At 59.2% G+C, this 22,381-nt stretch carries 17 protein-coding genes; 3 read left to right on the forward strand and 14 right to left on the reverse strand.

Features of this window, described 5'->3' with window-relative positions:
* Positions 1-8: 8 nt before the first annotated feature.
* The 8 genes from tpiA to uvrA all read right to left on the reverse strand — a co-directional run bounded on the left by tpiA (position 9) and on the right by uvrA (position 10,637).
* Positions 9-806 carry a triose-phosphate isomerase gene (gene tpiA, locus ACWTV1_RS01255; RefSeq protein ID WP_100388975.1) on the reverse strand — a complete coding sequence of 266 codons (798 nt, stop codon included), beginning with the start codon at positions 804-806 and terminating at the stop codon, positions 9-11.
* Entirely contained in the window at positions 794-2,011 is a 1,218-nt protein-coding gene (locus tag ACWTV1_RS01260) for a phosphoglycerate kinase (RefSeq protein ID WP_498503803.1), read from the reverse strand. Before ACWTV1_RS01260 ends, tpiA begins: the two co-directional genes overlap by 13 nt.
* A 12-nt stretch (positions 2,012-2,023) precedes the next feature.
* Positions 2,024-3,031 carry a type I glyceraldehyde-3-phosphate dehydrogenase gene (gap, locus tag ACWTV1_RS01265; RefSeq protein WP_498503804.1) on the reverse strand — a complete coding sequence of 336 codons (1,008 nt, stop codon included), beginning with the start codon at positions 3,029-3,031 and terminating at the stop codon, positions 2,024-2,026.
* A gap of 108 nt (positions 3,032-3,139) precedes the next feature.
* On the reverse strand, positions 3,140-3,766 hold the full coding sequence (locus ACWTV1_RS01270; RefSeq protein WP_100388972.1) for a superoxide dismutase: 627 nt from the start codon (positions 3,764-3,766) through the stop codon (positions 3,140-3,142).
* A 107-nt stretch (positions 3,767-3,873) separates the two neighbouring features.
* Entirely contained in the window at positions 3,874-4,857 is a 984-nt protein-coding gene (whiA, locus tag ACWTV1_RS01275; RefSeq protein ID WP_100388971.1) for a DNA-binding protein WhiA, read from the reverse strand.
* Positions 4,858-4,902: 45 nt separating this feature from the next.
* Positions 4,903-5,778 (reverse strand): RNase adapter RapZ, encoded by an 876-nt coding sequence (rapZ, locus tag ACWTV1_RS01280; protein WP_498503805.1) that lies wholly within the window; start codon positions 5,776-5,778, stop codon positions 4,903-4,905.
* A gap of 21 nt (positions 5,779-5,799) precedes the next feature.
* Positions 5,800-7,746 (reverse strand): excinuclease ABC subunit UvrC, encoded by a 1,947-nt coding sequence (uvrC, locus tag ACWTV1_RS01285; RefSeq protein WP_498503806.1) that lies wholly within the window; start codon positions 7,744-7,746, stop codon positions 5,800-5,802.
* A 17-nt stretch (positions 7,747-7,763) separates the two neighbouring features.
* On the reverse strand, positions 7,764-10,637 hold the full coding sequence (gene uvrA / locus ACWTV1_RS01290; RefSeq protein WP_498503807.1) for an excinuclease ABC subunit UvrA: 2,874 nt from the start codon (positions 10,635-10,637) through the stop codon (positions 7,764-7,766).
* 79 nt (positions 10,638-10,716) lie between these two features.
* Between uvrA and ACWTV1_RS01295 the strand changes: the two genes are divergently transcribed.
* Complete coding sequence (locus tag ACWTV1_RS01295) at positions 10,717-11,847, forward strand: glycosyltransferase (protein WP_498503808.1); 1,131 nt, start codon at positions 10,717-10,719, stop codon at positions 11,845-11,847.
* A 74-nt stretch (positions 11,848-11,921) separates the two neighbouring features.
* Here the strand turns inward: ACWTV1_RS01295 and uvrB are convergent, their stop codons facing one another.
* Both uvrB and coaE read right to left on the reverse strand, forming a co-directional pair.
* Entirely contained in the window at positions 11,922-13,994 is a 2,073-nt protein-coding gene (gene uvrB, locus ACWTV1_RS01300; RefSeq protein WP_498503809.1) for an excinuclease ABC subunit UvrB, read from the reverse strand.
* A gap of 60 nt (positions 13,995-14,054) precedes the next feature.
* Positions 14,055-14,672: a dephospho-CoA kinase gene (gene coaE / locus ACWTV1_RS01305; protein WP_498503810.1), complete on the reverse strand. Its 618-nt coding sequence runs from the start codon at positions 14,670-14,672 to the stop codon at positions 14,055-14,057.
* Between the two features lie 39 nt (positions 14,673-14,711).
* Between coaE and ACWTV1_RS01310 the strand changes: the two genes are divergently transcribed.
* Positions 14,712-15,302, forward strand: a complete 591-nt coding sequence (locus tag ACWTV1_RS01310) for a DUF4126 domain-containing protein (RefSeq protein WP_498503811.1) — start codon at positions 14,712-14,714, stop codon at positions 15,300-15,302.
* 78 nt (positions 15,303-15,380) lie between these two features.
* Here ACWTV1_RS01310 and rpsA read toward each other — a convergent pair whose 3' ends face one another.
* The 4 genes from rpsA to polA form a co-directional block, all read right to left on the reverse strand.
* Positions 15,381-16,847 (reverse strand): 30S ribosomal protein S1, encoded by a 1,467-nt coding sequence (gene rpsA, locus ACWTV1_RS01315; RefSeq protein ID WP_100389304.1) that lies wholly within the window; start codon positions 16,845-16,847, stop codon positions 15,381-15,383.
* A 234-nt stretch (positions 16,848-17,081) separates the two neighbouring features.
* Positions 17,082-18,794 (reverse strand): DUF885 domain-containing protein, encoded by a 1,713-nt coding sequence (locus ACWTV1_RS01320; protein WP_498503812.1) that lies wholly within the window; start codon positions 18,792-18,794, stop codon positions 17,082-17,084.
* 37 nt (positions 18,795-18,831) lie between these two features.
* A complete protein-coding gene (locus ACWTV1_RS01325) occupies positions 18,832-19,098 on the reverse strand; it encodes an HPr family phosphocarrier protein (RefSeq protein ID WP_498503813.1) in 267 nt (88 codons plus the stop codon).
* A 76-nt stretch (positions 19,099-19,174) separates the two neighbouring features.
* A complete protein-coding gene (gene polA, locus ACWTV1_RS01330) occupies positions 19,175-21,823 on the reverse strand; it encodes a DNA polymerase I (RefSeq protein WP_498503814.1) in 2,649 nt (882 codons plus the stop codon).
* Between the two features lie 87 nt (positions 21,824-21,910).
* Between polA and ACWTV1_RS01335 the strand changes: the two genes are divergently transcribed.
* Positions 21,911-22,342 carry a PaaI family thioesterase gene (locus ACWTV1_RS01335; protein ID WP_498503815.1) on the forward strand — a complete coding sequence of 144 codons (432 nt, stop codon included), beginning with the start codon at positions 21,911-21,913 and terminating at the stop codon, positions 22,340-22,342.
* The last annotated feature ends 39 nt before the right edge of the window (positions 22,343-22,381 follow it).

A 22,381-nucleotide genomic window follows, 5' to 3' on the forward strand; every position in this document is an offset into this window, starting at 1 on the left:
TATAGCGTTTAGGTGCCGACGTGCTTGGAGAAGCGCGAGATGCTGGCAAATTCGGCCACATCAAGGCTCGCTCCACCGACGAGAGCACCGTCGATGTTCGGCTCTCGCATGAGACTCGCGATGTTGCTCGACTTCACCGAACCGCCGTAGAGGATGCGGGTGGCTGCGGCGACATCGTCGCCAAGCACTTCAGCAAGTGTCTCGCGGAGACGGGCGGCTACCTGCTCGGCTTGTTCCGGAGTAGCGGCCTTGCCCGAGCCAATAGCCCATACGGGCTCGTAAGCTACGACGATCTCGGGCGAACCCGTGATGCCGGCGAGACCAGCTTTCAGCTGAGCAACAGGAACGGCGCTCGGACCGTGAGCTTCGAGGTCGTCGGCAGTTTCGCCAACGCACAAGACAGGCACGAGGCCGTGCTTGAGGGCAGCGGCAACCTTGCGAGCGAGTTGCTCATCGGTCTCACCGTGCATCGTGCGACGCTCCGAGTGCCCGACCAAAACGTAACGGCAGTCAAGGGCTGAGAGGAACGCTCCCGAGATCTCGCCAGTGTAGGCACCGGACTCGTGCTCGGAGACGTCCTGACCGCCGAAGCGGACGTCGAGTTTGTCGGCAGCGACGAGCGTCTGCACCGACCGCAGGTCAGTGAACGGAGGGAATACCGCTACCTCTGCGCCATCGACGCCGAAATCGTGATTCGCGTCTTTTAGCGTCCATGCAAGCTTCTGCACGAAAGCGATCGACTGAAGATGGTCGAGATTCATCTTCCAGTTGCCCGCGATAAGCGGGACGCGCTTTACCTTTGCCATCCGAGTACCTCCAGTCCGGGGAGCTGCTTACCCTCAAGGAACTCGAGGCTTGCACCGCCACCCGTAGAAATGTGACCAAATTGGTCGTCGTCGAAACCTAATGCGCGTACGGCAGCGGCAGAGTCTCCGCCGCCAACCACGCCGAAACCTTCGGTATCGGTCAGAGCCTGAGCGATCGCCTTCGTGCCCGCAGCGAAAGCGGGGAACTCAAACACGCCCATGGGGCCGTTCCAGAAAACCGTCTTTGACTCTCGAATTACCTGAGCGAACCGCGCTGCAGTCTCGGGACCGATGTCGAGGCCGATGCCCGAAGAGCCGAATTCAGTATCTTCGATCGCGTGCGCTGAGGTGACGGTGTGCGCAGCGTCGGGGCCGAATGATGCGGCTACAGAAATATCTGTGGGCAGCACGATCTCGACGCCAAGCTCATCTGCTTGAGTCAAGTAGCGCTTGACAGTCTCGAGCTGGTCTTCCTCGAGAAGACTCGCGCCGACTTTGTAGCCCTGTGCCGCAAGGAAAGTAAAGAGCATCCCGCCGCCGACAAGGAGTGAGTTGACGCGAGGGAGCAATGCTCCGATGACATCGAGCTTGTCGGAGACCTTGGAACCACCCAAGACAACCGTGTAGGGACGCTCAGGAGTGACCGTAAGGCGTTCAAGCACTCCCAGTTCGGTCTCGATGAGCAGTCCTGCAGCGCTCGGTAGAGCTTGAGCAAGCTCGAAAACGCTGGCCTGCTTTCGGTGCACGACTCCGAAACCGTCAGAGACGAACGCGTCGCCGAAGCGAGCGAGTTTGTGAGCAAACTCTTCGCGTTCGGTCTCTGACTTCGAAGTTTCACCGGAATTGAACCGCAGATTCTCCAACAGCGCTACGCCGCAGTCTTCGAGGTCAGCGACGGCCTGTTCGGCGGCGTGACCTACGGTGTCCTTAGCGAACACCACTGCCTTACCCAACAACTCCGAGAGTCGCTGAGCGACAGGCTCGAGGCTGTACTGAGCATCGGGCTCTCCCCCGGGGCGACCCAGGTGAGAAACGATGACCACGCGGGCGCCCTCGTTGATGAGAGCGTTCAGTGTGGGCAAGGATGCACGGATGCGACCGTCGTCGGTGATCTGACCATCCTTGAGCGGGACGTTCAGATCGCATCGGACGATGACGCGCTTTCCGCGCAAGTCGGAGAGCGTTGAAAGAGTTCTGAGGCTCATAGTCGTTGAGGGTTAGAGGCGTGCGCCGACGAACTCTGCAACGTCAACGAGGCGGTTGGAGTAGCCCCACTCGTTGTCGTACCACGAAGCGACCTTGACCTGGTTGCCGATTACCTTCGTGAGACCAGCGTCGAAGATCGACGAGTGCGGGTCGCCAACGATGTCGGTCGATACGATCGCGTCTTCGGTGTACTTGAGGATTCCCTTGAGGGGGCCCTCAGCCGCTGCCTTGTACGCTGCGTTGATCTGCTCGACGGTGACGTCGGCATGCGTGGTGATCGTGAGGTCCGTGATCGATCCAGTGATGACGGGAACGCGCAGTGCATAGCCATCGAGCTTGCCGACGAGCTCGGGGATGACGAGACCGAGTGCCTTAGCGGCGCCCGTCGAGGTCGGGATGATGTTCTGCGCCGCAGCGCGTGCACGACGCAGGTCGCCGTGCGGGCCATCCTGAAGGTTCTGATCAGCGGTGTACGCGTGAACCGTGGTCATGAAGCCAGTCTCGATGCCGAAGTTGTCCATGAACACCTTGGCAAGAGGAGCCAAGCAGTTCGTGGTGCACGAAGCGTTCGAGATGATGTTGTGGACGGCCGAGTCATAGGTGTCTTCGTTCACTCCGAGAACCAACGTAGCGACGTCGTCGCCCGTAGCCGGTGCTGAAACGATGACCTTCTTGGCGCCTGCAGCAATGTGCTTGGCAGCATCCGCCGACTTGGTGAAGTGGCCGGTCGACTCAATGACGATGTCAACACCCAACTCGCCCCACGGCAGGTTGGAAGGGTCGCGCTCGGCGAAAACCTTGATCGCTTTGCCGTCAACGACGATCTGGTCGTCATCAAACGTAACGTCGGCGTTGAGGCGACCAGTGATGGTGTCGTACTTGAGCAGATGAGCGAGCGTCTTGTTGTCTGTCAGGTCGTTGACGGCAACGATTTCAATGTTGCTGTCCTTGGCCATAGCCGCTCGAAAGAAGTTGCGACCAATGCGACCGAAACCATTAATACCGATTTTTACGCTCACTGTTACTCCAGAAAATCAGGCGTCTACGACGCGTCGTGCTGTAGTGGTGGGATGTTGCTTCTAGCGGAGACAGGGCTTAAGCCGGGGCCTAACCCGGCCACGATGCCGCTACGAGAGTAGCAGGAGACCGTTTGTCTTCGAGCGAGCTGCGCTGAAGCGGTCTTGTACGTTTGCCCAGTCAACGATGTTCCAGAACGCCTTGACGTAGTCGGCACGTACGTTCTTGTAGTCGAGGTAGTACGCGTGCTCCCACACGTCGAGCATGAGGAGAGGCACGATACCGGCGGGGAGGTTTCCCTGCTGATCGAAGAACTGAACGATGATCAGTCGTTCTCCGATCGAGTCCCAAGCGAGTACTGCCCAACCGGAGCCCTGGACGCCCATGGCGGTCGCAGTGAAGTGCGCGGTGAACTTGTCGAACGATCCGAAGTGGTCATCGATCGCACTCTCGAGGTCGCCGGTGGGCTTGTCGCCACCGTTGGGAGACATGTTGGTCCAGAAAATCGAGTGGTTGACGTGGCCGCCCAAGTTGAAGGCCAAGTCCTTCTCGAGCTTGTTCACGTTGGCAAGGTTGCCGGAATCGCGAGCCTCTGCGAGGCCAGCGATCGCTGCGTTCGCTCCAGTGACGTAGGCCTGGTGGTGCTTGCTGTGGTGCAGCTCCATGATCATCGCGCTGATGCTTGGTTCAAGCGCGGAGTAGTCGTACGAGAGTTCGGGAAGAGTGTAGTCAGCCATCGAAAGTCCTCCTAGGATCTAGATTCCTGAACCGGCTGTAAGCACGGCCAGGCGATGTTCCCAGTCTAACCACGTCCATGCGACACTCGTGCCGCATGGAGGGAACGCTAAGCCTCGTCCAACTCCGCAGGAAGGTTTGCCTCGGTGCCAGCAACGCCCAGATCACTGGCGCGCTTGTCTGCCATAGCCAGCAAGCGGCGAATACGACCGGCCACGGCATCTTTTGTCATGGGTGGGTCGGCGTGATGACCAAGCTCGTCGAGGCTCGAATCGCGGTGGCTCAACCGAAGCTCTCCCGCATACCGAAGGTGCTGCGGAACGTCGTCGCCCAGAATTTCGAGCGCACGCTCAACCCGCGCACAGGCTGCAACGGCTGCTTGCGCCGATCGACGAAGGTTCGCGTCGTCAAAGTTCACCAAGCGGTTGGCAGTCGCGCGCACTTCGCGGCGCTGGCGAAGCTCGTTCCAGCTCACCACAGTGGTGTTCGCTCCCATGATCGTGAGCATGGCGCTGATCGCTTCACCATCACGAACCACAACGCGATGCACGCCGCGGACTTCGCGGGCTTTAGCGGCGACGCGAAGACGGCCGGCTGCTCCCACGAGCGCCATGGCTGCTTCATTGCCGGGGCACGTGACCTCGAGCGCGGCGGAGCGTCCAGGGTCAGTCAGTGAACCAGCAGCGAGAAAGGCACCGCGCCACACGGCAGCGAGTTCGCCGCGACCGCCGGTGGTAACACGATTCGGAAGCCCACGGATGGGTCGCCGACGCGCATCCAAAAGTCCGGTCTGACGCGCCAGGGTCTCTCCCCCATCGAGCACGCGAACGAGAAGGTTGTTAGTGCGACGGCCACCGCCCGACGAGGCGACACGTGAAATCTCGGAACGCACGCCGTATAGCTCAGCGATATCGCGGCGTACCCGTCGCGCGAGCAATTCGCTCTCCAGCTCAGACTCGACTGCGATGCGTCCAGAAATGAGGTGGAGACCACCGGAGAAACGCAAAATAGTCGCGAGCTCTGCAGCGCGCTCAGTCGTCTTGCCTAACTGAATTCGTGCCAGTTCGTCTTTGACTTCAGCAGTTAATGCCACTAACTGGCCTTCCTTCTAAGATGACGGTCCGGTTGGATGAGTAATCTACTCTCGTCCACGGTCCCGATGTTTGATGCTGACGGCTACACCGGGCAGGCCGCTAAGAATAGCTGACAACTCTTCGGCAATCGCGACCGAACGGTGTTTGCCACCAGTACAGCCGATCGCGATCGTTGCGTGTCGTTTATTCTCGCGCTGATACCCGGCGAATACAGGTTCGAGGGCTCGTGCGTAATCCGCAACGAACTCCTGTGCTCCGGGCGCCCCAACCACATACGCACGGACGCGTTCATTGAGTCCGTCTAGTGCTTTGAGCTCGGGCACCCAAAAGGGATTAGGCAAGAATCTGCAGTCAGCCACCATGTCGGCGTCCGCTGGAAGTCCGTACTTAAATCCGAAGCTCTCAATAGTAATACGCAATCCAGCGTCGTTCTCCACAGAGAACTTTTCGATGATCGTGGTGGCGAGCTGATGAATATTGAGGTCGGTAGTGTCGATGATGATGTCGCTGTTCGAGCGAATTTCAGCCATGCGCGTTCGTTCAGCGGCGATGCCATCGAGCGGAGTGCCCTCTTCTTGAAGCGGATGCGGCCGGCGCACCTGCTCGAATCGACGCACGAGTGCTACATCTTCGGCATCGAGAAAGAGCACCCGCAATGACGTGGAGCCTCGCAGCGCTTCAATTGCGTGTTGCGCATCCGAAAAGAGCTTTCCGCCGCGAACATCGATGACGGCAGCTACACGAGGGAGCGAATCCCCCGCCCGGTGAGCAAGATCCACGAGTGGCAGCAGCATCTGAGGCGGAAGGTTGTCGACGACATACCATCCAAGGTCTTCTAAGGCGTTGCCAACAGTCGAACGCCCCGCGCCCGACATGCCGGTCACAATGAGTACTTCCTGCTGCTCTGTGACGGGTTTCATGGTGTGTCCAGACTACCCGAGCTAGCGCTGACCCAGCTTCTCGATGATTGCGGCTGCCGTGGTCTCGCCGATGCCCGGCACTTCGCTCATTTGTTCAGCGGAGGCTGCCTTGAGCCGCGCCACTGAACCGAAGTGTTGGAGTAGCGCCTTGATGCGCGAGGGACCGAGGCCCGGAACGGTGGAGAGCACCGAAGAAATGTCCTTGGAGCGTCGTTGGCGTTGATGCGTGATCGCGAAACGGTGAGCTTCATCGCGAAGACGTTGAATCAGGAAGAGCGCATCGCTGTTTCGAGGCAATATGACGGGGTAATCAGAATCCGGAAGCCAAATCTCCTCGAGTCGCTTGGCGATTCCCGCCAACTGGATGCCTGAGACACCCGATTCTTCGAGAGCGCGCTGCGCTGCGTTCACTTGGGGCTGACCCCCATCCACAATGAGAAGTTGTGGCGGATAGGCGAACTTGGACGGTGGTGCCGGAACAACGTCGCTTTCGGCGGCGGAGCGTGCCGTGTCGCCCGCCGCATTAGAGCTTTCCGTTAGCATCGCTGCTTCTTCGACCTCGGCTGCAGTAGGGACTGCATCGCCGGCAGCGAGGTAAGCGAGGCGGCGCTTCAGCACCTGGTAGATCGAGTCCGTGTCATCGGTGGTCTCTGCGATGTTGAAACGACGGTAATGCTGCTTCTTTGGTAGGCCGTCTTCGAACACGACCATGGAGGCAACAACGTTGGTTCCGGAAAGGTGTGAAACATCGAAGCACTCCATGCGCAATGGCGCTTCTGCCATGCCGAGTGCTTCTTGAATATCAGCCAGCGCCTGCGATCGGGCAACGAAGTCGCCGCTTCGCTTCGACTTGTAGAGCATGAGCGCGTTCTTCGCGTTGGTCTCCACGGTTTGCGCAAGCGCTGCCTTCTCGCCACGCTGGGCAACCCGAAGCCGAACCCGAGCCCCCAAACCCCGCCGTTGCGCTAGCCACTCTTCGAGCGCTGTGCTGTCGTCCGGCAGCGCCGGTACCAGTACGTCGCGCGGCGGCGAGGTGTCGTCATAAGCGTTCTGGAGCACCGATTCAACGAGTCCACCGAGCTCGACATCGAGTTCTTTGTCGACAACCCAGCCCCGCACACCGCGAATGCGCCCGCCGCGCACGATGAACTGCTGTACGGCAGCCGCAAGCTCGTCGTGGGCGATGCCGAAGAAATCGGCGTCAACGTCTTCGGAGAGCACGATCTGGTTCTTAGCGAGCGCAGTCTCCATTGCGCCGATCTGATCGCGGTACCGCGCAGCGGATTCGTAGTCTTGTTCGCCAGCGGCATCCGTCATTTTCACCCGGATGGAGTCCAACATTCGAGAATCGTTGCCCGCCATGAACGAGGCAAAGTCAAGAGCGATCGACTTGTGATCCTCTTGAGACACTCGGCCAACGCAGGGAGCGGCACACTTACCAATATCGCCGAGGAGGCAGGGACGTCCGGTCTGCTGGGCGCGCTTGTACACCGACGTGGAACAGCTGCGCATCGGGAATGCCTTGAGTAGTACGTCAACAGTGTCGCGGATAGCCCACGCGCGGGAATACGGTCCGAAATAGCGAGCATTGGGAAGGTTTCGGTTTCGAGTGACGAGCACTCTTGGAACCTCGTCGCCCATCGTGATCGCCAAATACGGGTAAGACTTATCGTCTTTGTACTGAACATTAAAAGGTGGATCAAATTCCTTGATCCAGGTGTACTCCAGTTGGAGCGCTTCGAAGTCGTTGCCAACAATCGTCCATTCGACGTTCGACGCTGACAGAACCATGCGCCGAGTGCGCTCGTGAAGCGTCGCCACTGGGGCAAAATAATTACTCAACCGGGCGCGAAGGTTCTTCGCCTTACCGACGTACAGCACTCGCTTGTTGTCGTCCGTAAATCGGTAGACCCCTGGCTGGTTCGGGATATCGCCCGCTCGGGGCCGCCACGCGACGGTATTAGCCACGGTGCATCCCTCGCGTTCTAGACACGGTTGCCGCTCAACACCTCAGCGAGGAACTGACCAGTGTGGCTGCCAGCGACCTTGGCGACCTTTTCTGGTGTGCCAGTGGACAGCAACTCACCGCCGCCAGAACCACCTTCAGGACCGAGGTCGATGAGCCAGTCTGCCGACTTGATGACGTCCAGGTTGTGCTCGATGACGATGACAGTGTTGCCCTTGTCGACGAGTCCATTAAGGACGAGGAGTAGCTTACGTACATCCTCGAAATGCAGACCAGTCGTCGGCTCGTCGAGAACATAAATGCTGCGGCCCATGGAACGCTTCTGCAGCTCAGTCGCAAGCTTGACGCGCTGAGCTTCACCGCCCGAGAGGGTGGTCGCGCTCTGGCCGAGCCTCACGTAGCCGAGTCCAACATCTTCCAACGTCTTCAAGAACCGGTGGATGCTGGAGATCGCCTCGAAGAACTCTGCAGCCTCGCTGATCGGCATATCGAGTACTTCGGCGATGTTCTTCGCTTTGTACTTCACGGCGAGCGTGTCGCGGTTGTACCGGGCTCCCCCGCACACTTCACACGCGACGTAAACGTCGGGCAGGAAGTTCATCTCAATCTTGATCGTGCCGTCACCCGAGCAGTTCTCGCAACGGCCGCCCTTGACATTGAAACTGAAGCGACCGGGAAGATACCCGCGCGCCTTAGCGTCCGCGGTCTCCGAGAAGAGAGTTCGAATCTTGTCGAAGACTCCTGTGTAGGTGGCAGGGTTCGATCGTGGAGTGCGGCCGATCGGGTTTTGATCAACGTGCACAACCTTGTCGAGGTTCTCAAGGCCAGTAACGCGTGTGTGCTTTCCCGGGATCTGGCGTGCGCCGTTGAGCTCGTTGGCGAGCACCTTGTACAAAATGTCGTTGACGAGACTGGACTTGCCAGACCCGCTCACCCCCGTCACCGCCGTGAAGGTTCCCAAGGGGAACTTGACCGTAAGGTTCTTGAGGTTGTTGGCCTTGGCGCCTTCGACCACAATCTGACGGTTCTTGTCGACGGGGCGGCGCTTCTTCGGCGTCTCGATAGCCTTTCGCCCCGAGAGGTAATCAGCCGTAATTGACTTCTTGTTCTTGAGAAGGTCTTTGTAGGAGCCGGAGTGAACGACTTCTCCACCGTGCTCGCCGGCTCCCGGCCCAATGTCAACGACCCAGTCCGCTGTTCGAATAGTGTCTTCGTCGTGCTCGACCACGATGAGCGTGTTGCCGAGGTTTTTCAACTTCACGAGCGTCTCGATCAGTCGACGGTTGTCACGTTGGTGCAAGCCGATGCTGGGCTCATCGAGCACGTAGAGGACTCCGGTAAGGCCAGAACCGATCTGGGTTGCCAGTCGGATACGCTGCGCTTCTCCACCGCTCAGCGTGGCTGCTGCGCGCGCGAGATTGAGATAGCTCAGCCCTACTTCAACCAAGAACTCGAGGCGCAAACGAATTTCACGCAGCACCTGCGCGGCGATCCGAGCATCCCGATCGGAGAGTTCCAGTTCCTTCATGAAACCGTAGGCATCAATCAAGCTGAGCTCGCAGATATCCGAAATGCTGTTATCAGCGACCGTGACAGCTAAGACCTCAGGCTTGAGTCGTTTTCCGTCGCAGACAGGGCACGGAATCTCTCGAAGGTACGCGGCGTAACGCTGACGTTGCACGTCAGTCTCGGCCTCGAGATACTTACGCTCAATGTACGGAATAACACCTTCGAAGCCGGTTGAGTACTTCATCTCACGGCCGTAACGGTTCTTCCATTTGACCGAGACCTTGAAGTCGTTGCCGCGAAGCACGGCCTCCCGCACATCTTCGGGCAATTCGCCCCACGGGGTGTTCAACGAAAAATCGAGATCACGAGAAAGGCCACCGAGTAGCTTCTTAAAGTAGTTATAGAGGCCCTTACCCGCCTGAGCCCACGGAAGAATCGCGCCTTCAGCAAGGCTCACCGAGTCGTCAGCAACGAGCAGTTCAGCGTCGATCGACATGCGAGTACCGAGCCCTGAACACTCCGGGCAAGCGCCAAAAGGAGCATTGAACGAGAACGTACGTGGCTCGATCTCGGTGAGTTGGACGGGGTGGTTATTTGGGCACGACAGTTTTTCGGAGAACGAACGCCAGGCGGCATCACCCTCGTCGTCCACAAAATTGATCGCAACGGTGCCATCGGTGAGACGAAGCGCAGTTTCGAGGGAGTCGGTGAGACGCGTCAGGATATCGTCGCCAGCGACCAGACGGTCGACGACAACGGAGATGTCGTGTTTGAACTGCTTCTTGAGCTTGGGCGGATCACTGAGCTGCACAACTTCGCCGTCAACAATGGCGCGAGAGTAACCGCTCGACGCGAGCTCTGCGAAGAGATCGACGAATTCGCCCTTCTTCTGCGAGACCACGGGGCTCACCACCTGGTAGCGCTTGCCTGTCTCGAGCTTCATGAGCTGGTCAGCGATCTGCTGCACCGATTGGCGCTCGATCTTTTCGCCACAAACAGCGCAATGCGGGACACCGATGCGAGCCCACAAAAGCCGCATGTAGTCGTAAATCTCTGTGATCGTGCCGACAGTAGAGCGAGGGTTGCGGTTGGTTGACTTCTGATCGATCGAAACCGCAGGGCTCAAGCCCTCGATGAAGTCGACGTCGGGTCGATCCACCTGTCCCAAGAACTGGCGGGCGTAGGCCGAGAGAGACTCAACATAGCGTCGTTGACCCTCCGCGAAAATCGTGTCGAACGCAAGACTCGACTTACCCGAACCAGACAGGCCGGTAAAGACGACGAGAGAATCGCGCGGAATCTCCAGGTCGACGTTCTTGAGATTGTGAACCCGAGCGCCACGGACGCTGAGGTGAGAATTGGGGATCGACTGTGCAGTAGTCACTCTTCCTATTCTACGGAGACCACTGACATTGCCTGTACGTTCGCCGTGTATCGCGAGAAGCAACCGGGATAATGGCACCATGCACATTGCGCACGTCACGAGTTTCTTTACTGCTCCCCCGCTCGGCCCGTCGAGCGCGGTTCGCTCTCGCGGACTCGCTTACCGAGCAGCAGGCCACGAATTTACGGTCGTTGTTCCGGGTAAAGAGGCATCTGTAGCGTGGGCTGAGTACGGCACGGTTATCACCGTTCCCGCTCGGGGACGCTCGCTATCTCGTGGCTTTGTGCCGATAGCGAAAGCAATTCGCCATGCACTCGAGAAGCTTGTTCCCGATCACATTGAGGTCGCCGATCGCCTCAGCGCTCGTGAAATCGGGTCGTGGGCGCAACAGAACCGTATTCCCGCGATCTACATTGTCGACCCATCCAACAATGCTGCGCCGAGCATCCATGACCTCGTCGGTTACGGCCGGGTAGTCAGCGTGGCTCCCATCGCTCAGGGGCTCGTGCATCCAGAAAACACGCCCGACTCCGTACAGGATGCGGGCGACAGCGCTCGCGCAGCGAATGCAGCAGCTGTCTCAGCAACAGCTAGCGACGATGAGTTGATCCACGCTCCGGCGGGCGTAAACCTAGAGGTGTTCTCGCCGCTTCGCCACAACAGCACCCTTCGCGATTCCAGCGATGCGGACATCGTCCTTCTGTGCGCAACGCCCCTCACCGCTGCCGGTATACCTGCCCTCGCCGTCGACGTGGTGAAGCGGCTCGTTGCAGCCGGCGAGAATGTTCATCTGGTGATTCTGGGAGATGGACCGCTTCTGGGGCGTCTGGAGCGCAGCACTATCGAGCTGCCCGTACAGTTTCTGAGCGCAAGGGATCTTGAGCTCGCTGAACGTGCCGAAGTTTTTGCCACCGCTGACATCACCTTAGTGACAGTCGGAAGCCATGACGGTCACGCCGTTGCGTTGGAGTCGCTCGCCTCAGGAACGCCCGTTGTTGCAACCAGCACCTGCAGCCCATCCCTCCTGTTCGTCGACGGTGGCGGACTCTCAGTCGAGCCGGATCTGACCCATATTGAACACGCACTGCGCATCATTCAGGGTGAGCCGGTCGAGAATAGGCGAAATGCTGCGCGTGCTACAGCGCTCCCCTATGACTCCGCCGAATCAGAGCGAACTCTCCTCGCTCTCCATGAATCGCTGCGCAACTAGGGAGCACAGCCGCTCCTCGCGTCAGGGCACCTACAACCGCTGCGATCGCGTTTGGCGCTGGCACGCACCGGCCGCTATTTCAAGTGACCTGCCTGCTCCATCTGCCGCAGTTCTTTCTTGAGATCTTGAACTTCATCGCGCAGTCGAGCAGCGAGTTCAAATTTCAATTCGGATGCTGCCTGCAGCATCTGTTCGTTGAGGTCTGAAACTATTTGCTCGAGATCGTTCCCGCCCGCGGCCGCGATTCCCTCTCGCTTGAGATTCGGCGTCGGAGCGCGCTTCTTTCCGTCCCGGCTGCGCGTGGCGAGCAGCTCAGCGGTGTCTGCACCTTCGCGGAGCAGCGCGTCAGTGATGTCAGCAATCTTCTTTCGAAGAGGTTGAGGATCGATTCCGTGTTCGGTGTTGTAGGCGATCTGCTTTTCTCGGCGCCGATCGGTTTCTTCGATCGCGAACGCCATCGAGCGCGTCACCACGTCAGCGTACATGTGCACTTCGCCCGAGACGTTACGCGCGGCTCGACCAATGGTCTGGATGAGGGAGGTCGACGAGCGGAGGAAGCCTTCCTTATCGGCGTCGAGAATCGCCACGAGCGACACCTCAGGAAGGTCGAGACCCTCCCGTAGCAGGTTGATGCCGACGAGCACGTCGTAGACGCCCTGGCGGAGTTCTGTGAGCAGTTCAACTCGGCGCAGCGTATCGACATCCGAATGCAGGTAGCGCACGCGTACGCCGTTTTCTGAGAGGAATTCGGTGAGCTCTTCTGCCATCTTCTTCGTGAGCGTAGTCACCAAGATGCGTTCGTTCTTCTCCACCCTCGCCGTGATTTGTTCGAGCAGATCATCGATCTGCCCCTTCGACGGCTTGACGACGATCTGAGGGTCGATAAGACCCGTGGGGCGGATGACCTGCTCAACGATGGAGTCAGTGATTCCGAGTTCGTACTTACCGGGCGTCGCCGAAAGATAAACCTTCTGGCCCACCCGGTCGAGAAATTCTTCCCACTTGAGCGGTCGGTTATCGAGCGCACTGGGGAGGCGGAAGCCATGCTCGACCAGAGTGCGCTTGCGAGAGGCGTCGCCCTCGTACATCGCACCAATTTGAGGCACCGTGACGTGCGACTCATCGAGCACAACGAGGAAGTCATCGGGGAAATAATCGAGCAAACAACTCGGCGGCTCCCCCGGTTGGCGGCCGTCCATGTGGAGCGAGTAGTTCTCGATTCCGTTGCAGAACCCGATCTGTTCCATCATTTCGATGTCGAACGTCGTGCGCATGCGAAGACGCTGTGCTTCGAGAAGCTTTCCCTGACGTTCCAGGACGGCGAGGCGATCGGCCAGTTCCTCTTGGATCGAGACGATAGCGGTCTTGATCGTTTCGGGGCTGGCCGAATAGTGCGTGCCGGGGAAGACGGAAACTGAGTCCATCTTTTTCATGATTTCGCCGGTGAGCGGGTGCAGCGAGTAGAGGGCTTCGATCTCATCGCCGAACATCTCGATGCGAATAGCTAACTCTTCGTACACCGGGATGATCTCAATAGTGTCGCCACGCACTCGAAAATTACCGCGGGAGAAGTCGTAGTCGTTGCGCTGGTACTGCATGCCGACGAACTTGCGAATGAGCGCTTCCCGATCGATGCGCATGCCTACCTGCAGAGCAATCATCGCTTCCAAGTAGGATTCTGCGGCGCCCAACCCGTAAATGCTTGACACCGTCGAAACCACCACGGTGTCGCGGCGGCTCAGTAGCGAGTTTGTAGTGGAGTGACGGAGACGCTCAACCTCGGCGTTAACTGAGGAGTCTTTCTCGATGAAGGTATCTGTCTGAGGAATGTAGGCCTCAGGCTGGTAGTAGTCGTAATAAGACACGAAATACTCGACAGCGTTGTTGGGCATCAAATCGCGGAACTCGTTAGCGAGTTGAGCCGCGAGAGTCTTGTTGTGCGACATGATGAGCGTGGGGCGCTGCACCTGCTCGATTAGCCACGCGGTGGTTGCGGATTTACCCGTACCGGTAGCACCCAACAGCACGATGTCTGTTTCGCCCGCGTTGATGCGCTGAGCCAATTCCTTGATCGCTTGAGGTTGGTCACCCGAAGGCGAGTACTCGCTGATCACCTCAAAAGGACGCACAGATCGAGTTGGTTGCATCCCTCAAGTGTAAACAAGGGCACTGACAACGAGCCTGAGAGTCGAGCGTCTAGCGAACGCTTAGGGCGAACGCACCAGCTTGTTGCGGAGTTGGTGCCACACGTCATCCGCTCGGGCGACGGTGCTCTCCAGGTCGTCACCGGAATCGACGACGAAGTCGGCAATGGCACGGCGCTGATCGCCAGTTGCTTGCGATGCAACGCGACGCTCTGCCTCGCTGCGATCCATGCCCCGATGGGTAATGAGCCTTTGCACTCGACGCTCCGCATCGGCCTCGACCGTTACGACCGCCTCAAACTTCGCCAGTGGCTGACCGGACTCCACGAGCAGCGGCACATCGTAGATGACGAACACGTCAGGGTTCTGCTCAGCGGCCTGCTCGAAGCGTTGATGCGCAAGAGCGCTAATGGCGGGATGCGTGATCGCGTTCAGAGCTTCGCGCGCCTTCGCATCACCAAAGATGTGTGCCCCAAGTGCTTGACGGTCGAGCGCCCCGTCGCTCCGCAACACCTGCGAGCCGAAACGCTCCGCAATCGCACCGAGCGTTGGCGACCCCGGCTCCACGACCTCTCGTGCCAGCACATCCGCATCGACAACGACGGCTCCGTGCTCCGCCCAACGCGCCGCGACGGTCGATTTACCCGAGGCAATGCCTCCAGTGAGCGCTATCAAATGCATGCCCTAATGCTAGCCTCAGCCTGTCGAAAGGATCTGCGGATGCTCGAAGTTCTCACCGGTAGCGGACTCGCTGTGGCGGCCGGTCTTAACGCGTACATACCCCTACTCGTGCTCGGGGTCGCGGGCCGAACACTGGATTTCGTCGAGTTGCCCAGCGCCTGGGTTTGGCTCGAGAATCCTTGGGTGATTGCGATCCTCGGCGTACTTCTCGTCGTCGAGGTCATCGCCGACAAGGTGCCTATGGTCGACTCAATCAACGACTGGATCCAAACTATTGTCCGACCGGCAGCTGGCGGCATCGCTTTTGGGACCGGGGCTGCCTCAGAAACAGCGGTCGTCACCGACCCCGCATCCTTTTTCTCGTCGAGCGCCTGGGTGCCCGTCGTGATCGGAATAGTACTCGCGCTGGGTACCCATGCCACGAAGATGGCGGCCCGCCCGGTGCTCAATGCGGCAACAGCCGGAGTAGCAGCGCCGGTCGTGAGCACTGTAGAAGACATCAGCAGCGTAGTGCTCAGTCTGCTCGCGTTGATCGTCCCGGTGATCGGCACGATCGCGCTCGTGGGGCTTATCGCTCTGCTTGTCGTGCGAGTGAGACGAGCTCGTCGGCTCAAAGCTCGCACTTCTTAGCGCTCAGACAGACGCCGCCTTAACTGACTGTGGCCAGCCTCCCGAAGGAGACTGGCCACAACGTTCAGCTAGGTACTACTAGTTGTTGCTTGAGAGCTTCTCGCGAAGAGCGGCGAGAGTCTCGTCGTCTGCGAGCGTTCCCGCGCCTGCACTCGATGCAGCGTCATCGTTCGAGAACGAGGATGCTCCGGCGGGCGCGCTGCTGATCGATTCTTCCTGAATCGCTGCGGCGGCAACCTGCTTCTTGTGCTGTTCCCAGCGACCCTGGGCAGCAGCGTAATCCTGCTCCCACTTTTCGCGCTGTGACTCGAAGCCGTCTTTCCACTCGTTGGTCTCGGGGTCGAAGCCGTCCGGGTACTTGTAGTTACCCTGGTCGTCGTACTCCGTGAGCATTCCGTAGAGAGCCGGGTCGAACTCGGTACCCTCGGGGTCAACGCCCTCGTTGGCCTGCTTGAGGCTCAACGAGATGCGGCGACGCTCGAGGTCGATGTCGATGACCTTGACGAATACTTCGTCGCCAACCGACACAACCTGCTCGGCGAGTTCAACGTGCTTACCCGAAAGCTCGGAGATGTGCACGAGGCCCTCGATGCCGTCTGCGACGCGAACGAACGCACCGAACGGAACGAGCTTGGTGACCTTACCGGGAGCAACCTGTCCGATTGCGTGGGTACGGGCGAATACCTGCCACGGGTCTTCCTGCGTTGCCTTGAGCGACAGCGACACGCGCTCGCGCTCGAGGTCAACCTCGAGGATTTCAACCGTAACTTCCTGGCCAACTTCAACAACTTCTGAAGCGTGCTCGATGTGCTTCCACGAGAGCTCAGAAACGTGGACGAGGCCGTCTACGCCGCCGAGGTCAACGAATGCACCGAAGTTGACGATCGAGGAAACGACACCCTTACGAACCTGGCCCTTGGCGAGGTTGTTGAGGAACGAAGTGCGGCTAGCCGACTGCGTCTCTTCAAGGAGTGCACGGCGCGACAGAACAACGTTGTTGCGGTTCTTGTCGAGCTCGAGGATCTTGGCTTCGATCTCCTGGCCGAGGTACGGCGTGAGGTCACGAACACGGCGCAGCTCGATGAGCGATGCCGGGAGGAATCCACGAAGTCCGATGTCAACGATGAGTCCACCCTTGACGACCTCGATGACCGAACCGGTGACAACGCCATCCGATTCCTTGATCTTCTCGACGTCGCCCCAAGCACGCTCGTACTGTGCGCGCTTCTTGGAGAGGATGAGGCGGCCTTCTTTGTCTTCCTTCTGGAGAACGAGGGCCTCAACGGTGTCACCAACGTTGACGACCTCAGTGGGGTCAACGTCGTGCTTGATGGAAAGTTCACGAGAGGGAATGACACCCTCAGTCTTGTAACCGACGTCGAGGAGAACCTCGTCGCGGTCGATCTTGACGACGGTACCTTCGATAAGGTCACCATCGTTGAAGAACTTCAGCGTCTTTTCGACCGCGGCGAGGAAATCTTCAGCAGATCCAATGTCATTGATGGCGACCTGCTTGGGTGCCTTGTCGGTCGTTGCGTTTGTCATGTAGTAGTTGCTCCGGTATGGGTCACGCTTCGAGAAGCGCATAATTGGGCCGACGACGAAATGAATCTTGTGGATCGCCGAAGGCAGGCGAATAAGAAGTCGCAATTGCGACACTCCAGCCTAGCCCTTCGAAGCCCACAAAACCAACTGTTAAGCGCCGGTATTTCGCGGATGTCGCTTCACCCGCATCCACAGTGGACCGATACTCGAGCATCGCCACTGACGACCGCGGGATTACGACACCGAGTATGGGGCCAAAAGTGCTGCACGGAGCGTGTCAAGACCGACGCCGCCGACGTTAAGAGCTCGCCGGTGGAACTCTTTGAGATCGAAGTCCGCACCCTCGTTGGCTTGGCACTCGTCTCGCAACTGTTCCCAAATGCGCTGACCAACTTTGTAGGACGGGGCTTGCCCTGGCCACCCGAAGTAACGGTTCACTTCGAACCGCACGTTTGCGGGGTCCAAAGTCACGTTGTTCGTCATGAAATCAAGGGCATAGTCCCAATCCCAGACGCCAGAACCCGTGAGCTTGGGCTTGCCGAGGTGCACGCCGATGTCAAGAACTACCCGAGCCGCCCGCATCCGCTGGCCGTCGAGCATCCCAAGACGATTCGCAGGGTCGTCAAGGAAGCCCAGATCACTCATGAGTCGCTCGGCGTAGAGCGCCCAGCCTTCGGCGTGACCCGATGAGCCGGCCAGTTGACGCCGATACGTGTTCAGCTGATCGCGGTTGTAGACAGCCTGAGCAATCTGGAGGTGGTGGCCGGGAACGCCCTCGTGATAGACGGTCGTTGCTTCGCGCCAAGTCGTGAACTCCGTCACCGATTCGGGAACCGACCACCACATGCGGCCGGGGCGCGAGAAGTCATCACTGGGGCCGGTGTAGTAGATGATTCCATCGTGCGTGGGGGCGATCATGCACTCGAGAGCGCGCATCGGTTCAGCAATGTCGAAGTGGGTGCCCGCCAGCGCCTCGATCGCTTCATCGCTGAGCTTTTGCATCCACTGCTGCAGAGCATCAGTGCCATGGAGGGTGCGGGAGGGATCAGCGTCGAGAAGCTCGATCGCTTCAGCGATCGAAGCGCCCGGCTTGATCTCGTGAGCGATCTCCTGTTGCTCGGCCGTCATGCGCGCAAGCTCTTCGATTCCCCATTCATAGGTCTCGTCCAGGTCGATTTTCGCGCCGAGGAACGACTGCGACTGCAGCGCGTACAAATCGCGACCGAATGCATCCTGCGCTGTTGCATTCGGCGCCAGTTCCTCTGCCAAGAAGTGTTCGAGCTTCTGATAGCTGGATGCTGCAGCCGCTGCGCCCTCCGACAATGCGGAGTTGAGCGTGCTGCTGCCACCTACCGCGGCGGCCTGGGCGATGAACGAGTCAAAGAACCCGCCGGGAGCCGCGATTTGGCGCGCCTGAGTTATCACTTCAGCGACTTGACGCTGGGCAGGAACGACTGAACCTTCGATTCCGTGACGAAGCGTTGCGATGTAGCCGTTGATTGCCTCGGGGATGTTGTGGAGGCGCTCGGCGATGACAGACCAATCCGCTTCAGTCGCGGTGGGCATCAAGTCAAGAACGCCACGAATATCTTGAGCAGGGCTAGCGAGGTTGTTGAGATCGCGTTTCCACAGCTGAGCGGCATCGGAATCGAGATCAAGCTTGAGCGTCGAGACCATCTCTGCCTTGGTGACGACGTCGACGTCATCGATGATCGGTGCCGCTTCTAGCCTCGCCAGCACTTCACGGGTAGCCGCGACCACATTCGCGTGACCTTCAGGCGAGTAGTCGGCATAGCCTGAGTGCTCCCCCGGCGAACCGATATAGGTTCCAATAGCGGGATTCAGGTCCACCAGCTTTTCTACCCACGCCTCGGCGATCGCGTCGATCGGTGTGGCCGCACGAGGTGCATGGTCGGCTGCTGCGGATGAGGTGTTCGTCTCTGACATCGTTGTCGGGCTCCTTTAAGTTGCCGGGGTGGGCGTGTTAGTTGTCGAGTTCGCTTGCGAGCAACTGAGCGAGAGAATCCAAAGCGGGGTCGGCGTTCTCGTCGTCGGAACTGAGAGTGATCGAATCTCCGTAGCCGATACCCATCGAGAGCACGCTGAGGATGCTGCCCGCGTTCACGGTCTTGCCCGCGGCATCCGTCAGCATCACTACAACACCACACTCAGCGACCGCCTGCGCGAATACCGAAGCGGGGCGGGCGTGCAGCCCCACTTTCGAACCAACAGTGACTGTTCTGCTACTCACATCTGCTCCTTCGTGGGGTGCGCGCGTGTTGCTCCCGCTTACCGGGTACGGCGTACGGGATCGGCCACCAGCGCGACTAGTGCGCGGCAGCGTCCCAGTTATGGCCCGTACCGATTTGTACATCGAGCGGAACCGTCAACGACGCAGCCCCTGACATTCGCTCATGAACGAGTGTAGTCATTCGTTCGAGTTCTCCCCCAGCGATTTCAAAGACCAATTCGTCGTGCACCTGAAGCAGAATGCGCGACTGAAGTCCTTCGCTGCGAATGTCCGCATCGATCTGCAACATTGCCCGCTTGAGGATGTCGGCTGCCGAGCCTTGAATAGGCGAGTTGAGGGCCTGACGTTCTGCGTTATCCCGCAGAACGCGATTCTTGGAGTTGAGGTCTCCGAAGGGACGGCGGCGGCCGAAGATTGTCGTGGTGTACCCATCGACTCGAGCCTGCTCAACGACGTTGCGCAGGTAGTCACGCACTGCGCCGAAGCGAGCAAAGTAGTCAGTCATCAGCGCCTTGGCTTCACTGGTCTCGATACGCAACTGCTTGCTCAAGCCGAACGCACTCAAACCGTAGGCGAGCCCGTACGACATCGCCTTGACCTTGGTGCGCATTTCGGCGGTGACGTCTGCCGGCTCGACGCCGAAGATGCGAGAGCCGACGAAACGGTGGAGGTCCTCGCCCTCGTTGAAGGCTTGGATAAGGCCCTCATCGCCGGAGAGGTGGGCCATGATGCGCATTTCGATCTGCGAGTAGTCCGCAGTGAGGAGAGTGTCGAATCCCGCCCCCGCTTCGAACGACGCGCGAATCTGTCGCCCTGTGGCCGTCTTGACCGGCACGTTCTGCAGGTTGGGATCGTTCGAGGCAATGCGTCCCGTGCTGGATCCGGCCTGCTCATAGGTCGTGTGAACACGACCGGAGTCATCGATCGCTTTCTCAATTCCGGTGATGATCTGAACCAGCTTGGTCGCATCGCGATGCTGAAGCAGCAAGTCGAGGAAGGGATGCGGTGCTTGTTCTTGGAGATCGGCGAGACTGGCAGCATCCGTCGAGAACCCCGTTTTATTGGCACGAGTTTTCGGCATTTCGAGCTGAGTAAACAGCACGTCTTGAAGCTGCTTCGGGCTACCGAGGTTGATCTCGCGCCCAATCACTTCAAACGCATTCCGGGCGACGTCAGCCGCAGTCGTACTGAGCGACGAGCTGAGATCAGTGAGCAGCTGGCGGTTGACCGCGATTCCGGTGCGTTCCATCTGCGCGAAGACGGGCACAAGCGGCATTTCGATGTCGGTAAGAACCGCAAGGGATCCCTCGTCGAGGCGCGACGCAAGGTACTCAGCTAGCCGCACGACGTACCACGACTTCGTTGCAGGACTCAGTTCTTCGGTTTCGGGGACCAACTGGTTGGGATCGCCCTGCTCGATAGTTTCACCGAGGTAGTTGTAAACCTGTGCCTCAAGCTCTTCGGGCTTACCACTCGGCTTGAGCACCCAGGCTGCCAACATCGTGTCGAAAGCGACACCGGCAATGTTCAGACCCGAGTCTGCGGCTATCTTGAGCTGCGTCTTGGCGGAGTGCATGAACTTGGGCGAATCACTCGCGAGCCAAGTCGTGAGCGCCTCGTAGTCGGGGCGATCAGCAGCCCAAGGAACGAACGCTGTCTCAGTGGCTGTCGCGAGCCCTAACGCGGTCACAACGCCGTCCACGCTCGTGACCGTGAGCCCGAGCGGCGCCGTGTTGTCTTTGCTGTTGGTAGAAATCCATTTAGCGAGCTCTTCGTCGACCATCGTGCGGATGGCGGGAATCGCCGCCGAGTCATCCACGGCGTCGGATGATGCCGCGGCAGTCGCGTCGTCGCCGCGTTCGGCGGCAGCGATCTTCATTACTCGCTGCAGCAACGTCTTGAACTGCAGACGATCGAATACCTCACGGACGGCCGTCTCGTCGATAGGTCGGCGGTCGAGGTCTCCCACGCTCACCGGCAAGTCGACATCGGTCAGCAAATGGTTGAGCTTGCGATTACGCGCAGGTCGATCGATCTGATCGCGAAGATTTTGGCCGACGACGCCCTTGATCTCTTCAGCGTGAGCCAGCACCTCGTCGAGGGACCCGTACAGATTGACCCATTTGACCGCGGTCTTCTCCCCCACCTTGTCGACGCCGATGAGGTTGTCGCTGGTCTCCCCGACGAGTGCTGCGACATCCGGATACTGATGGGGTTCCACGCCGTAACGCTCGAACACTGCATCGCGGTCGTAACGCTTGAGCTCAGAAACACCGCGAGCGTTCGGGTACAGCAAGGTGACGTTGTCGTTGACCATCTGGATCGCATCGCGGTCGCCCGAAACCACGAGCACGCGATAGCCGTTCGCCGAGCCCTCGTGGGCCAGAGTGGCGAGGATGTCGTCGGCTTCGAAGTCTTCTTTGCTGAGCGTCTGAATGCCGATGGCCTTGAGCGCTTCCTCGAGAAGCGGTATTTGACCGACGAACTCGACGGGCGTCTCGCCGCGGGTTCCTTTGTACTCGGGGTACTCACGGGTACGGAAGGAGTACCTCGAGATATCGAACGCGACCGCTAGATGCGTTGGTTTCTCGTTCTGAAGAAGAGAAATCAGCATCGACAAGAAACCGTGGATGGCATTGGTGTGTTGCCCCTCGCGGTTCTGAAAACTGTCGACGGGGAGCGCATAAAAGGCTCGGAAGGCCAGCGAGTGGCCGTCAATGATCATAAGAGTAGGCTTTTGGGAATCCGACACGCAGCCAGCCTAGCCGGGGCTGCCGACAGCGGAAACGGCCCAACAAGAAGGACACCCTCTGTGAAATACCCCGATGACCTCGATCCCGAACTAATTGCTCGCCTCGTTGAGTCGGGTGGCGGCTCACTCACCCGAAAAATGGGCATCGAATTTCTCGAGCTCAGCGCTGAACGCTCCGTGGCGACTATGCCAGTAGAGGGCAATACCCAAGTAATCGGCATCCTTCACGGCGGAGCACACGTCGTGCTCGGAGAGTCCCTGGGCTCGATTTCATCCGCGATCCACGCCGGTCCGGGGCGCATTGCCATGGGGATCGAGATCAACGCCACTCATAGCCGATCGGTGCGCTCCGGCGTCGTGACCGCTACCTGCACCGCGCTTGCTCTGGGGCGCACATTAGCGACTCACGAGATCGTCGTTCGCGACGAGCAAGAGCGCCGCCTCTCCACGATCCGGATTACAAACATCCTGAAAGATCGCCCCACGACGTAACCAGGGGCGTGTCGCACGCTTGAGAAACACGAAAACCCG

The organism is Salinibacterium sp. VpJ6 (assembly GCF_059767345.1).